The sequence below is a fragment of the Chryseobacterium sp. Y16C genome (assembly GCF_022488405.1).
In the GTDB taxonomy this organism is placed as follows: Bacteria; Bacteroidota; Bacteroidia; order Flavobacteriales; family Weeksellaceae; genus Chryseobacterium; species Chryseobacterium geocarposphaerae.
Genome location: NZ_CP092711.1, coordinates 4,037,862 through 4,050,358, shown reverse-complemented (window position 1 = coordinate 4,050,358; position 12,497 = coordinate 4,037,862). Strand labels below are relative to the sequence as shown.

At 33.6% G+C, this 12,497-nt stretch carries 13 protein-coding genes; 7 read left to right on the top strand and 6 right to left on the bottom strand.

The features are described 5' to 3' along the window. Positions 1-38 precede the first annotated feature (38 nt). Positions 39-377 carry a preprotein translocase subunit SecG gene (secG, locus tag MKS83_RS18360; protein WP_240580812.1) on the top strand — a complete coding sequence of 113 codons (339 nt, stop codon included), beginning with the start codon at positions 39-41 and terminating at the stop codon, positions 375-377. A gap of 49 nt (positions 378-426) precedes the next feature. On the opposite strand, the gene MKS83_RS18355 is transcribed toward secG, so the two are convergent. From MKS83_RS18355 to recR, 4 genes are read right to left on the bottom strand one after another with little or no spacing between them, the layout of a single operon-like run. Then, positions 427-1,464 carry a hypothetical protein gene (locus MKS83_RS18355; protein WP_240580811.1) on the bottom strand — a complete coding sequence of 346 codons (1,038 nt, stop codon included), beginning with the start codon at positions 1,462-1,464 and terminating at the stop codon, positions 427-429. Beyond that, entirely contained in the window at positions 1,461-2,591 is a 1,131-nt protein-coding gene (locus MKS83_RS18350) for an NAD-dependent epimerase/dehydratase family protein (RefSeq protein WP_240580810.1), read from the bottom strand. The genes MKS83_RS18355 and MKS83_RS18350 overlap by 4 nt, the downstream gene beginning before the upstream one ends. Positions 2,592-2,593: 2 nt before the next feature. After that, positions 2,594-3,406 (bottom strand): glycosyltransferase family 2 protein, encoded by an 813-nt coding sequence (locus MKS83_RS18345; protein WP_240580809.1) that lies wholly within the window; start codon positions 3,404-3,406, stop codon positions 2,594-2,596. A gap of 23 nt (positions 3,407-3,429) precedes the next feature. After that, positions 3,430-4,044, bottom strand: a complete 615-nt coding sequence (recR, locus tag MKS83_RS18340) for a recombination mediator RecR (protein ID WP_240580808.1) — start codon at positions 4,042-4,044, stop codon at positions 3,430-3,432. Positions 4,045-4,157: 113 nt separating this feature from the next. Between recR and MKS83_RS18335 the strand changes: the two genes are divergently transcribed. The 5 genes from MKS83_RS18335 (at position 4,158) to MKS83_RS18315 (ending at position 9,677) form a co-directional block, all read left to right on the top strand. After that, positions 4,158-4,763, top strand: coding sequence for a hypothetical protein (locus MKS83_RS18335; protein ID WP_240580807.1), 606 nt, complete (start codon positions 4,158-4,160; stop codon positions 4,761-4,763). Positions 4,764-4,781: 18 nt separating this feature from the next. Beyond that, the gene (locus MKS83_RS18330; protein ID WP_240580806.1) at positions 4,782-5,273 is read left to right on the top strand and encodes a hypothetical protein; all 492 of its coding nucleotides are present in this window, start codon (positions 4,782-4,784) and stop codon (positions 5,271-5,273) included. A gap of 84 nt (positions 5,274-5,357) precedes the next feature. Next, positions 5,358-6,800 carry an aminoacyl-histidine dipeptidase gene (locus MKS83_RS18325; protein ID WP_240580805.1) on the top strand — a complete coding sequence of 481 codons (1,443 nt, stop codon included), beginning with the start codon at positions 5,358-5,360 and terminating at the stop codon, positions 6,798-6,800. An 86-nt stretch (positions 6,801-6,886) separates the two neighbouring features. Further along, the gene (locus tag MKS83_RS18320) at positions 6,887-7,105 is read left to right on the top strand and encodes a hypothetical protein (protein ID WP_240580804.1); all 219 of its coding nucleotides are present in this window, start codon (positions 6,887-6,889) and stop codon (positions 7,103-7,105) included. A gap of 418 nt (positions 7,106-7,523) precedes the next feature. After that, entirely contained in the window at positions 7,524-9,677 is a 2,154-nt protein-coding gene (locus MKS83_RS18315) for a prolyl oligopeptidase family serine peptidase (RefSeq protein WP_240580803.1), read from the top strand. 406 nt (positions 9,678-10,083) lie between these two features. On the opposite strand, the gene MKS83_RS18310 is transcribed toward MKS83_RS18315, so the two are convergent. Both MKS83_RS18310 and MKS83_RS18305 read right to left on the bottom strand, forming a co-directional pair. Further along, positions 10,084-10,413, bottom strand: a complete 330-nt coding sequence (locus MKS83_RS18310; protein WP_240580802.1) for a 2Fe-2S iron-sulfur cluster-binding protein — start codon at positions 10,411-10,413, stop codon at positions 10,084-10,086. A 12-nt stretch (positions 10,414-10,425) separates the two neighbouring features. Then, positions 10,426-11,481, bottom strand: a complete 1,056-nt coding sequence (locus MKS83_RS18305) for an NAD(P)/FAD-dependent oxidoreductase (RefSeq protein WP_240580801.1) — start codon at positions 11,479-11,481, stop codon at positions 10,426-10,428. 152 nt (positions 11,482-11,633) lie between these two features. Here MKS83_RS18305 and MKS83_RS18300 point away from each other — a divergent pair, with 152 nt between their 5' ends. Then, positions 11,634-12,404 carry a DUF3108 domain-containing protein gene (locus MKS83_RS18300; protein WP_100378140.1) on the top strand — a complete coding sequence of 257 codons (771 nt, stop codon included), beginning with the start codon at positions 11,634-11,636 and terminating at the stop codon, positions 12,402-12,404. Positions 12,405-12,497: the final 93 nt, after the last annotated feature.

The following is a 12,497-nucleotide window of genomic DNA, read 5'->3' as shown; positions in this document are numbered from 1 at the left end:
AAGATTAAATTTGTCCACTCAAAAAGATATCAGAATTAATGGATACTATATTTACACTATTAATGGTTCTTATTATGATTGCTAGTATTTTACTGACAATCGTTGTTATGGCTCAAAATCCTAAAGGAGGAGGTCTTTCCAGTACATTTGGAGGTGCATCTTCTGCTCAATTCGGGGTGCAAAGAACCAACGATTTTATGGAAAAAGCAACCTGGACACTAGGAGCAACAATTATTGTTCTTATCCTGATCAGTGTTGTAATTACGGGGAAACCTTCTCAAGCTGCTCCGGCTACACAGCAACCAGTGAAGAAAGAAGCTCCTGCACAATCTGCTCCGGCTTCTCAATCTACAACTCCGGTAGCTCCAACTAAATAAAAGATTTCATCTTTATATAATAAAAGCAACTCTTTTCAGAGTTGCTTTTTTAATTATTATTTTTTACAAAAGAATTCCAATATTCATTTTGATCTTTAACAAACAGACATTCTATAAAAGAATCAAGAGACATCATATATAATACTTCATCTTCAATTTTCTCAAATTCTGAATTAAAAAAATCCCGATCTAATTTTATATGAGCGCGATCAATAATAAAAATATTGTTGGGATTATAGAAAGGATAATTTTTAATATCAGAATTGGTTGTTATCAATTTTCTTCCTGATGCCAATACTTCAAAAGTTCTTATTGTTAAGCCATCCTGAAAAGGCTTATTAATATCAAGTACTGATTTTGCCTGCCTATAATAATCAATAATTTCGTGATGGCTTAGTTGAGTAAAACTTAGTTTTTTATTGTCAAATTGTTTTAGTTCCTTATCTACAATTCTTCTTAATCTAAATGCAATTTTACCCATCGCATAGTAATAAAAAAAGCATTTCAATTTTAATTTTTCGGCTATAGATCTTACCTTTTCACCTACAATATATCTGTCTGTATGTGCACTTCCAATAAATACAATATCATAATTAAAATCAGAAATATCGGATACCAAACGTTGATATTCATTAAGGTAAAACAATGGTCTGAAACTCAATCCATATCTTAAGGCATCATTTCTCTCAAAAGTAAATTTCTTGTCAAAATATTTGAGGTTGGAAATAAGAACCGGATATTCTTTTAGAGGATCAAAATTATAATAGATCATTTCTATTTCAGGATTCAGCAACCTTACTTTTTCAAGAAAATAAGCGGGAACAGCCTCCCCTTTAATTAATAGAAAATAATCATATTTTTTATTTTGAATTTCGTCAATAATACATTGATAATACCTGTTAATAATCGATTGATAAATTTTTTTGTTGAAACGGATTATTCCTTTTGCAAAATTGGAATTAGACGGCCTTTCATCATAAAAATCAACTTCAGCGCCCAGCTCTGAGAGCCTTTGAGTAATCGCTTTTTCATATTGAAAGAAACGAACAGCTAAAAAAAGGATTTTTTTTCCTTTGATATCTTTCATTTTAAAAAACCTTTAGTCTTCATTTCCTCAATAGATTCTTTAAATCTTATATCCTGAATATCCTGTTGCAATACCCAATCTGTAAACTTTAATAATCCTTCTTTAAAAGTTATTGCAGGTTGAAAACCTAACTTTGATTTTATTTTACTAATATCTGCAAAGTTGTGTCTTATGTCTCCCAATCGAAATTGTCCTGAAATATTGACTTCAACATCTTTATCATATAGTTTTATCAATTGTTCTGCAACTTCATATATTGTAGTCTGAACTCCTGTTCCTACATTAAAGATTTCACCATTCGCTTTTTCATTTTCGATAGATTTTACTACTGCATCAACCGCATCATCTATATAAATGAAATCTCTAGATTCTTTTCCATCTTCAAATATGTCAATTGATTTCCCATTTAGAATTTGTGATGAAAAAATTGACAGAATACCTGTGTAAGGATTCAATAATGATTGCCCCTTACCATACACATTCTGAAATCTAAGTGAAACTGCTGGAATTCCAAGAGCACCACAAACCGTCATAATCATTTGTTCTTGGTTCTGCTTTGTGATTCCATAAATTGATATGGGATGAATTCTTGAATCTTCGTGTGTAGGAACCGCTTGCAACACTTCGCCGTCAGAATATCTTATTTCAAAATCTCCATTTTCCATATTCTTTACATCTCTGGAATCTGGATAAATATCTCCCAATACTGAATGATAATACTTCCCTTCGCCATAAATTGCTCTTGAGGAGGCTATTACAACTTTCTTGATTGTGTGCTCTTCATTAACTAGAACATCAAGCATTTTTGATGTTCCAAGAATATTAACTTCAGTATATCTTTCTATTTGATACATAGACTGCCCGGTTCCTGTTTCTGAAGCTAAGTGAACAATTATATCTTGATTTTTAATTGCTCGTTGCCAATCTTCCTTATTTGTAATATCCCCTTTTATGAAAATAGCCTCATCTACAATATTATTATATAAAAGAGAAGTTCTTTCTGGATATTGACCGTGAATTTGATGAGACAGGTTATCTAAAACTGTAACTTCATATCCTTTTTGTTTCAATTCCAAAGAAAGCTTACTTCCTATAAATCCTGCCCCACCTGTTATTAGTACTTTCATTATTAGTTTTTTACATTCAGATTATAGTAAAATTGCCTGCATAACAAAAATAGATATTTAGCCTTATAAAAAAACCTCAACAATATATATTGTATAGAATTAATATTTTTCAGCAAATACATTTCCTTAAGATTTTTTATAAACCCTTTTTCCATTGCTGAAAGATTGGAAGAAAGTCCTGAAACACCGAATGTTCTTTTTCCTCCTCCTACAAAAACCAAACTTTCATTCAATATATACATCTTATTCTTTAATGAAGTTCTCATCCAGTAATTGACATCTTCCGCATGCCTCTGATTATCATCAAAAAAACCTGTATTTTCAAGAACTTTTCTCTTAAACATGACTGTGGGAGCCAAGATTTCATTCCTCAATAATAGTTTCCTGAATGTGATCTCCGCAAGATTATTTTTTCCTATGCTGTACGGATATAAAATTTCCTTATCATTTCCCTTTGTTGCAAGAAAATCAATACTCAAGCTTGTATTTTTAAAGTAAGCAATTTGTTTTTCTGTTTTTTCGGGCCTCCACTCATCATCTGCATCCAATAAAGCTATATATTCTCCTTTCGCTATTTTCAAGCCAGAATTTCTGGCGCTAGAAACTCCTTTATTTACCTGATTCAGTAATTGAAAGTTCATTTCAGGATTTTGCTCTATATATTCTTCTACCAGGCTTTGGCTGCTATCGGTAGAACCATCATTAATAACAATGATTTCAAACTCTTTTATACCTAATGTCTGTGCTTTAACTGAATTTAAAGCACTTATTATCGTATTTTCAGAATTATATATGGGAATAATTACCGAAACCATTATAAAAACTTTTACATAAAATATTAAACGTTTCCATCATTATATGGCAATCGGTTCATAATAGATCTTCCTAAAGAAATTTCATCAGCATATTCCAGTTCATCGCCTACAGAAATACCTCTTGCAATACTCGAAAAATTCACTTTAAAATTTTTGAATTTCTTATAGATATAATAAGCGGTGGTATCACCTTCCATAGTAGCGCTTAAGGCAAAAATAAGTTCTTTTACACTTCCTTCATTCAGTTTTCTTTCAATACTCGGAATATTCAACTGATGGGGTCCTACTCCTTCCATCGGTGATATTTTCCCTCCCAGAATAAGATATTTTCCTGTGTATTTTCCCGTATTCTCAATGGCTATAACATCCCGGACATCTTCAACAATGCAGATTGTCTCATCATTACGTTTATCATTACTGCATATCTCACAGATTTCAAAATCAGAAAAATTGTGACAGTCTTTGCAATATTTTATTTCATTGACGAGATTAATCAGAGAATTACCCAAACTCGTTGCTCTGGAAGCCGGTTGTTTCAATAAGTGAAGGGCCAATCTCAAAGCCGTTTTTCTCCCTATTCCGGGTAACCCGGAGATCTCATCTACTGCCTTTGCTAAAACTTTACTAGGATAATCCATAACTACAAAAATAAAATAAAAAGCCGAGTTTTATCCCTTATGAAGCTTAAAAATCGGTTTCATTTATTATAAAAATTTTATCTTTGCCCCGAAATATGAAAAAAATACACTAAATGGTACTTAACAATCTAAATTATCCATTAGATTTTAAATTTAAAATCACAACTTTAGCCAGCGACTTCAACATTACAGACAAAAACGGAAATTATGTAGCTTATGTCCGTCAGAAAATGTTCAAGCTAAAAGAAGATGTTATTGTTTTTAATGATGAAAGCAAATCAAAGGAACTTTTCAGAATCAAGGCTAATCAATGGATAGACTTTAATGCATCTTACTCTTTAAATGATTTAATCGAGAATAAGAACTTCGGGAGACTGGCAAGAAAAGGAATGCGCTCTCTTTGGAAAGCAAGCTATGATATTTTGGATGCTCATGATCAGCCGAAATTTAAAATTCAGGAAGACAGTGCCTGGGTGAGATTCTGGGATAGTTTTGTAGGAGAAATCCCTATCATAGGAATGTTTACCGGATATTTTCTGAATCCTTCTTACACAGTAACGGGAGTAGATGGAAAAGCTTACTTCAAGTTAAAAAAAATGCCTTCTTTCTTTGGAAGAAGATTCCAGCTTGACAGACTTATTGACATTGATGACGAGGAAGAAAGCTTAGTTATTCTTTCCCTACTCATGATGGTTCTGTTAGAAAGAGCCAGAGGATAATCAAAATATACAATTCACATGAAATATTTTATCATTTTCTTTTCAGCATTCTTATTAGTCGGATGTAAAAAAGATAAAGAAGCTGTTTCTTCCCAACCATCGCAAGATTCTTTAACCATCGTTCAGGATTCTGCTCAGAGTAAAACCTCTTCAGAAACAATTTCTGTAGAAGCATTTCCTTTTCCCACTGAGATTAAGGAATGTTCATGCTATTTTGCAAAGAACAAAGCAGATTTCGAAAACGAAAAATACATCTATGCAGATGATGCCGGAAAAACGGCTTATATGAAACTTGACGGCAAAAGACTGGCTATGAATCTTATTTCTTCCAGCGATATGGAAGCAGATGAAGAACTTAGCAAAGAAATAGAAAGTGGAGACTATAAAATATCTGTAAAAGGTAAAAAAATAAAGAACGAAGAAGCTTTATTATTTCAGGGAACACTGACCATCGAAAAACCAGATGGTACAACAGTTACAATGCCTATTTACGGTGAATGTGGATGTTAAAATCACTTCCGAAAAAATACAAAAGAATGCTTCTGATTTACCGGAAGCATTTTTTATTTCGTAAATTTGAGAAAAATAAATTTCATGGAATTATCTAATATAGAACCGCAGATAATCTGGAAAAACTTCTCCAAATTAAATGCTGTTCCAAGACCTTCAAAAAAAGAGGAAAAAGTAATCGCTTTCATCAAAGAATTTGGTGAAAATCTAGGACTAGAAACTACTGTAGATGAAGTAGGAAACGTAATTATTAAAAAACCTGCCACTTCAGGGATGGAAAACCGTAAATCTGTTGTTTTACAGTCACATTTAGATATGGTTTGCCAGAAGAACAGTGATGTTAACTTCGATTTTGAGACTGAAGGGATTAAAATGGAGATTGACGGTGATTGGGTAAAGGCAAAAGGAACAACTTTAGGAGCAGATAACGGATTGGGAGTTGCTACTATTATGTCGATTCTGGAAAGTTCAGACATTCCTCATCCAGATTTGGAAGCTCTTTTCACTATCGATGAAGAAACCGGAATGACGGGTGCTTTAGGTTTAAAACCTGGTCAATTAACCGGGCAAATCTTATTGAATCTTGACACTGAAGAAGATGATGAAATTGATATCGGCTGTGCAGGAGGAATTGATGTGACAATCACCCAAAACTACGAAACAGAAGCTGCCAACGGTCAAATAGTAAGACTTGAAGTAAAAGGATTACAAGGAGGTCATTCAGGAATGGATATTCACAAAGGTTTTGGAAACGCCAATATTATCTTAGGAAGACTTTTTTACAAAGGCTTAGAAAAAGAAAACATCCAATTAATTTCTATTGATGGAGGCGGATTGAGAAATGCAATTCCTAGAGAAGCTGTAGCCATTGTTTCTGTAAGAAATGCTCAGGAATTCATTTTGGAAGTTACAGATCTTAAAAAAGAGATTTTAGACGAATTTGCGACTATAGAAGTCGGAATTCAAATTAATATTGAAAATACCACATCTTCTGAAAAAGCACTTTCCGAAGCAGATTCAAAGAAAATTATCCTGGCATTAAAATCTCTGCACAACGGGGTTTACAGAATGAGCCCTGATGTAAAAGATTTGGTAGAATCTTCGAACAATGTGGCAAGAGTAGAATTAAAAGGCGGAGCTTTAAGAATTTTAAATCTTTCCCGTTCTTCTGTAGAATCTTCTAAATATTCCGTAGCTGAGCAATTAAAATCAGTAGCAGAATTAGCAGGAATGAATGTAGAATTCAGTGGTTCTTATCCTGGATGGAAACCAAAACCAGGTTCTGAAATCGTTCGGCTGATGGAAAAAATATATGTTGAAAAATTCAGTGAAAAACCACATGTTGTAGCTTGTCACGCTGGTTTGGAATGTGGAATTATCGGAGCTAACTATCCGGAAATGGAAATGGTAAGTTTCGGACCAACGATCCGAGGAGCACACTCTCCGGATGAAAGAGCGAATATTCCTTCTGCCCAGAAATTCTGGGCATTTACAAAAGATATTTTAGCGAATATTCCTTTAAAATAAGATTTAAAAATTATAACATTGAATATCCAAAATCATCCAATTTTGGATATTTTTATTTGGAAAATTCACGCCTTTTAACATATATCATGAAAAAATTGATTCCGTTTTTACTATTAGTATCCTCTTCTTTATTTTCTCAAGGTAATGATAATTTATGTGATTATATATCAAATCAATTAAAAGAGAAGCCTCTGGAGTGTATAGATAAGTCTAAACTAAAAACTACCGAAGAAATATATCAATTTTTCAAATGGTCTGCATTTAAACAAGACTATCTTATAAGAGTTGAAAAAAAGGAAATATAAAAAACTTAGTTGTAAAAAAGATTAATAAAAGTAGTTATAATCAAAATACCGGAGAATATATACCTTCCAGATTCGAAATCTTAAAAAAAAGAAAAATTACAAATGTCGAATTTGACAAATTTATGACCTTATTGGAAAAACATAATTTTTGGCAAAAAGACAATTATCATGTTGAATCGATCTGTACCGATGGTGGTGGTATTTTAGTATTTGCTCTTAAAAAAGATCATTTTTTAACAATGAGTAATGGCAACTGCTCTCCATCCAATGAATATCTATATTACATCTATCAGCAAATATCTGATATATTTAAATTATAAAAAATTCATGAAGTTCCAACCGTTGAAAAATGGATTTCAAAGATGAAGTTTAATATATTTGTATCAGTAATTTTTTCACACACAAAAGAAATATAAAAATGAAAACTATTTTTCTTACTGCAGGACTATTTTTAAGTCAAATAATTTCTGCACAGTATAATTATCTTGTAACCCCCGAAAAAGCAGTTGTAGATGATTATTTTGGCACTAAAATAACCGATAATTACAGATGGCTGGAAGATCTTAAAAACCCTGAAGTAGAAAAGTGGTTTAAATCCCAGTCAGATTTTAGTCATAGTCTTATTAATAAAATTCCTCATCGTGAAGACCTGTATAAACGTATGAAGGAAGTACAGGAAATGAACGGTGATTCTTTCGATGCGATATTTCAAAGGCAAAACACCTATTTCTATACAAAAACCAAGAAAAACGAAAATCTTTCCAAGCTATATTCAAGAGATCTTTCTTCCGGAAAAGAAACATTGATTTTCGATCCTGAAACCCTTGGAAAAGATACCCAGATTACCAATTTCGCAGTTGATTCTAAAGCAAAAAAAATTGCTATTTTATTTTCAAAATCTGGTGGTGAAATTTGTCATTTGAGAATTTTAGACCCTACGACTCACCAACTGTTAAAGGATGAAATTGGGCCTATCTGGAGTGAATTTGGTTTTGAATTCACGCAGGATGATAAGGGAATACTTTACACCAAAATGAGTACTTCCGATCCCAACAGCAATATGCTTTTAAAAGATATGAAAGCCATGCTTCACATCATCGGGACAGATACAAAAACGGACAAAATATTAGCTTCAAGAGAAGAATATCCGGAGCTGAATGCCTTGACTGAACAATTCACAAGTGTTTATTTCACTGATGACTATAAATATATTGTTCTGAGGTTAAGCTCTGTAAAATCAGAAAGTCCGATTTTTGTTGCCCCCTATTCAGAATTAAAAAATAAAAAGGTAAAATGGCGACAGATCGTAAAACCTTCGGATGATATTACGGATGTATTTATTTCCGGAGACAAGCTTTTCCTGCTTACTCATAAGGATACTCCGAATTACAAAATCACCCTTACCAACCTTTCAAAACCTGATTTTAAGAATGCTAAAGTCGTTGTTCCTGAGAGCAAAGATAAAGTAATTATCAGTATCCATAATTCTAAAAATTACCTTTACTATTCTTTAGGAGATGGTATCGTGAGAGACAAATATCAGGTAAATATCAATACATTGGAAGGAAAAAAAGTTGATTTTCCAACCGGAGTCAACAGCTCATTATCCCTTAACCAAAGAGAAAATGATAATATCTATTGTAATAATGTGAACTGGCTGACTCCATTAACCACTTATGAATACAATCCGGAAAAAGGGGATGTCATAAAAAGCAAATACCTTAATTCCGAAACAAATTATCCTGATTACAATGCACTTTACACGGTAAAAGAAGTTGAAGTGAAAAGCCATGACGGTGTAATGGTTCCCCTTTCTATCATTTATCCTAAAAACATGAAAATGGATGGTAATAACCCGGCTTATATTACAGGATACGGAGGTTATGGTTTTTCTTATGAACCCCGCTTTTCAGCCAGGCTTTCTGTATTATTGGAACAGGGCGTTATCCTTGCCGTTGCTCACGTAAGAGGAGGTGGAGAAAAAGGTGAAAAATGGCATCAGGCGGGAATGAAAGCAACAAAACCCAATACCTGGAAAGATTTCATTGCTTGTTCAGAATATCTGGTGAATCAAAAATACACTTCTCCTTCAAAATTAATCGGAAACGGAGTAAGCGCAGGCGGAATTCTTATCGGAAGAGCGATTACGGAAAGACCGGACCTTTATGCTGTAGCTATCCCAGAAGTTGGGTTAACCAATGCTTTAAGAACAGAAATAACAGCGAACGGACCTAACCAAATCCCTGAAATCGGAACATTAAAAAATGAAGAAGATACAAAGCATCTGATTGAAATGGACGCACAAAGCAAAGTAAAAAAAGGAGTAAAATATCCCGCTGTAATTATACGCGTCGGAATGAATGATTCCAGAGTTGCTCCTTGGATGCCTGGTAAATTTGCTGCGGCTCTACAAAACAGTTCTGCTTCCGGTAAACCTGTATTATTGTATGCAAATTATGATAACGGCCATTTCACCAGTGATTATGATGTGATCTTTAAAGAATATGCAGATATTTTTGCCTTTGCATTATGGCAGGTTGGACATCCTAATTTTCAGCCTTCGAAGAATTAAGAATCAATAAAAACCTTCCTGATAGCTTAGGAAGGTTTTTATTTCATTAATTAAGCTTAAAAATAAAAAAATTCGAGTGGGAAATCAAAAAATTGAATTAAAAGAAATTCATAAGGAAAATTGGAAATATATTTTATTTGAATCTATTGACAGAGAGCTTTATATTGAAATTCCATATTCACCTATCAGCTTTTTTCAAGCATCAATGCTTATAAAATTAACCAATGAAGAAGTGAGACAGCATTTTGAAGACAACACTTTTCTTATTAAACTTTCGGAAGAGATATCATATCATTTTAATCGCTATATGAGCCGATCTTTAAATTATTGTGATTTAAATTGCTATATACAAAAAACTCCTAAAGAAAATCTTCAGGAGTTTTTTGTATCATTTAAAATTAATTTTCTAAGGATAAGGAGCAATTTCCACTTCCAGCCCTTCCATTTCAGAAACGATATGCAATTGGCAACCTAATCTGCTGTTGTCTTTTACATGGAACGCTTCTGCTAACATTGCATCTTCTTCTGCTTCCATCTCATTTAGGCCTGGATCATTGATCACGTAAACCTGACAAGAAGCGCACATTGCCATCCCTCCACAAACTCCGATCGTTCCTTCTTCTGCCAATTCATAAGAACGGATAATTTCCATTAAATTCATGGACATATCCGTAGGCGCTACAACATCGTGAGTTACACCTTCTCTGTCGGTGATTTTTATATTAATATCTGACATAATTTTGCAAAATTAGTCAATTTTTTTCACAACTGCCTTCTCAGCTTCTTTTCTACTTCCGTCGAAACCGTCTACTCCACTCACTGTCGTATATTTCAATACGAATTTTTTACCCGGATTTAGTCTGTTATAAACACTTTGACACATCAAAGTTGCTTCATGGAAACCGCAAAGAATCAACTTTAGCTTTCCAGGATAGGTATTAATATCACCGATTGCGTAGATCCCATCGATGTTCGTTTGATAATCTAAAGCATTATTTACAACAATAGCATTTTTCTCGATATTCAATCCCCAGTTTCCAATTTCGCCTAATTTTGGAGTTAAACCGAATAACGGGATAAAGTAATCTGTTTCAATATCATAAGGATCCTGACCGTCTACAGCAACCGTAATGGCTTCAACTTTTCCATCTCCTTTGATCGCTGTAACTTCAGCCGGAGTGATCAGTTTAATTTTTCCCTGATTTTTTAAATCCTGAACTTTTTCTACAGAATCCAAAGCTCCACGGAACTCATTTCTTCTGTGTATCAATGTTACTTCACTCGCAACATTAGATAAGAAAATACTCCAGTCAAGTGCAGAATCTCCTCCACCAGCAATGACTACTTTTTTATCTCTGAAATGTTCAGGTTCTTTTACAAAATACTCAAGACCTTTTTCTTCGTAATCAGCCACATTTTCAATCGTTGGTTTTCTAGGCTCAAAAGTTCCTAAACCTCCCGCAATAGCAATAGCTTTAGCTCTGTGAACAGTTCCTTTGTTGGTAACCACCTCAAACCACTCATCATCTACTTTAGTATAAGAAACTGCTGTTTCCCCTAATGTAAAGCCTGGCTGAAACTGCTTAATCTGCTCCATCAGATTATCTACTAATTCTCCTGCGTTTACAGAAGGATATCCCGGAATATCGAAAATAGGTTTTTTAGGATAAAGCTCTGCCAATTGTCCTCCTGGTTGAGGAAGTGCATCAATGATGTGACACTTCATTTTTAATAATCCTGCTTCAAATACAGCAAAAAGCCCCGTTGGTCCTGCTCCTATGATCAATATATCGGTAGTTATCATAATTATAAGATAATTTAATTATACTTGTAGCTGCAAATTTACTAATTTTAATGCGAAGCATATTTAATTCATTCTAAATAAAAAACTGAGATTTGTCAAATACAAAGAAAAAAAGACTAAAAATTTGGCAACCTTTTTGTAAATGTCTAACCATGAAGAAAATTTTAAACCTTATTGCAGTATGTATATTCTGTCTGAGTTTTGCTCAGATAGACAATATTGCAAACGGTGAATCCATCACACTTAGAATACATTACGGGTTTCTGAATGCAGGAAATGCAACTCTTACTACTCAAAAAGTAAACTATAAAGGAGCCCCTCATTTGTATGTAAAAGGCACAGGACAAACAACCGGAGCTGTAAGAGCTTTCTTCAAAGTAGATGATTTATACGAAAGTTATATCAATATCAACACGGGATTGCCCAGCTTTTATGTAAGAAATGTAAAAGAAGGAAGCTATCGCCAGCATTTTGAAACCACTTTCAATCATGATAATAATACTTTAATCTTAACAGATAAAAAAACGCCCGCAAACGGTTCTAAAGTCCTAAAATCAGTAAAAGGAGTTCAGGATATGCTTTCCTGTTTTTATTATTTAAGAAGTAAAACTCCTGCCGAGCTAAAAACAGGCACCATCATCAATATGAACGTATGGATTGATGATGAAATGTTTCCTTTCCAGCTGAAAGTAGTTGGTACGGAAAATTTAAAGACAAAATTCGGAACCATTAATTGTTTGAAAATCATCCCGTCCGTAAAAAGTGGTAGAGTTTTTAAAGAGAAAGAAGGTGTTACAATGTGGGTCTCTAATGATTACAACCATATTCCAATGTTGCTGAAAGCTGAATTGGCTGTAGGTTCTTTAAAGGCAAGTCTCGATGATTTTAAAAATGTAAAATACCCTTTAAAGTTCGCAAAATAACATCATGAATTTTGATATAAACGGTTTCGGCTGCCCTTTGGGCAGCCGAAACCGTTTCCAAGCCTCATTAATGATCGAATAAAGTGGAAGCTT

Bases quoted from the DNA above. Each gene is read 5' to 3' on its own strand.
- secG (WP_240580812.1), top strand. From the start codon at position 39: ATGGATACTATATTTACACTATTAATGGTTCTTATTATGATTGCTAGT.
- MKS83_RS18355 (WP_240580811.1), bottom strand. From the start codon at position 1,464: ATGAAAGATATCAAAGGAAAAAAAATCCTTTTTTTAGCTGTTCGTTTC.
- MKS83_RS18350 (WP_240580810.1), bottom strand. From the start codon at position 2,591: ATGAAAGTACTAATAACAGGTGGGGCAGGATTTATAGGAAGTAAGCTT.
- MKS83_RS18345 (WP_240580809.1), bottom strand. From the start codon at position 3,406: ATGGTTTCGGTAATTATTCCCATATATAATTCTGAAAATACGATAATA.
- recR (WP_240580808.1), bottom strand. From the start codon at position 4,044: ATGGATTATCCTAGTAAAGTTTTAGCAAAGGCAGTAGATGAGATCTCC.
- MKS83_RS18335 (WP_240580807.1), top strand. From the start codon at position 4,158: ATGGTACTTAACAATCTAAATTATCCATTAGATTTTAAATTTAAAATC.
- MKS83_RS18330 (WP_240580806.1), top strand. From the start codon at position 4,782: ATGAAATATTTTATCATTTTCTTTTCAGCATTCTTATTAGTCGGATGT.
- MKS83_RS18325 (WP_240580805.1), top strand. From the start codon at position 5,358: ATGGAATTATCTAATATAGAACCGCAGATAATCTGGAAAAACTTCTCC.
- MKS83_RS18320 (WP_240580804.1), top strand. From the start codon at position 6,887: ATGAAAAAATTGATTCCGTTTTTACTATTAGTATCCTCTTCTTTATTT.
- MKS83_RS18315 (WP_240580803.1), top strand. From the start codon at position 7,524: ATGAAAACTATTTTTCTTACTGCAGGACTATTTTTAAGTCAAATAATT.
- MKS83_RS18310 (WP_240580802.1), bottom strand. From the start codon at position 10,413: ATGTCAGATATTAATATAAAAATCACCGACAGAGAAGGTGTAACTCAC.
- MKS83_RS18305 (WP_240580801.1), bottom strand. From the start codon at position 11,481: ATGATAACTACCGATATATTGATCATAGGAGCAGGACCAACGGGGCTT.
- MKS83_RS18300 (WP_100378140.1), top strand. From the start codon at position 11,634: ATGAAGAAAATTTTAAACCTTATTGCAGTATGTATATTCTGTCTGAGT.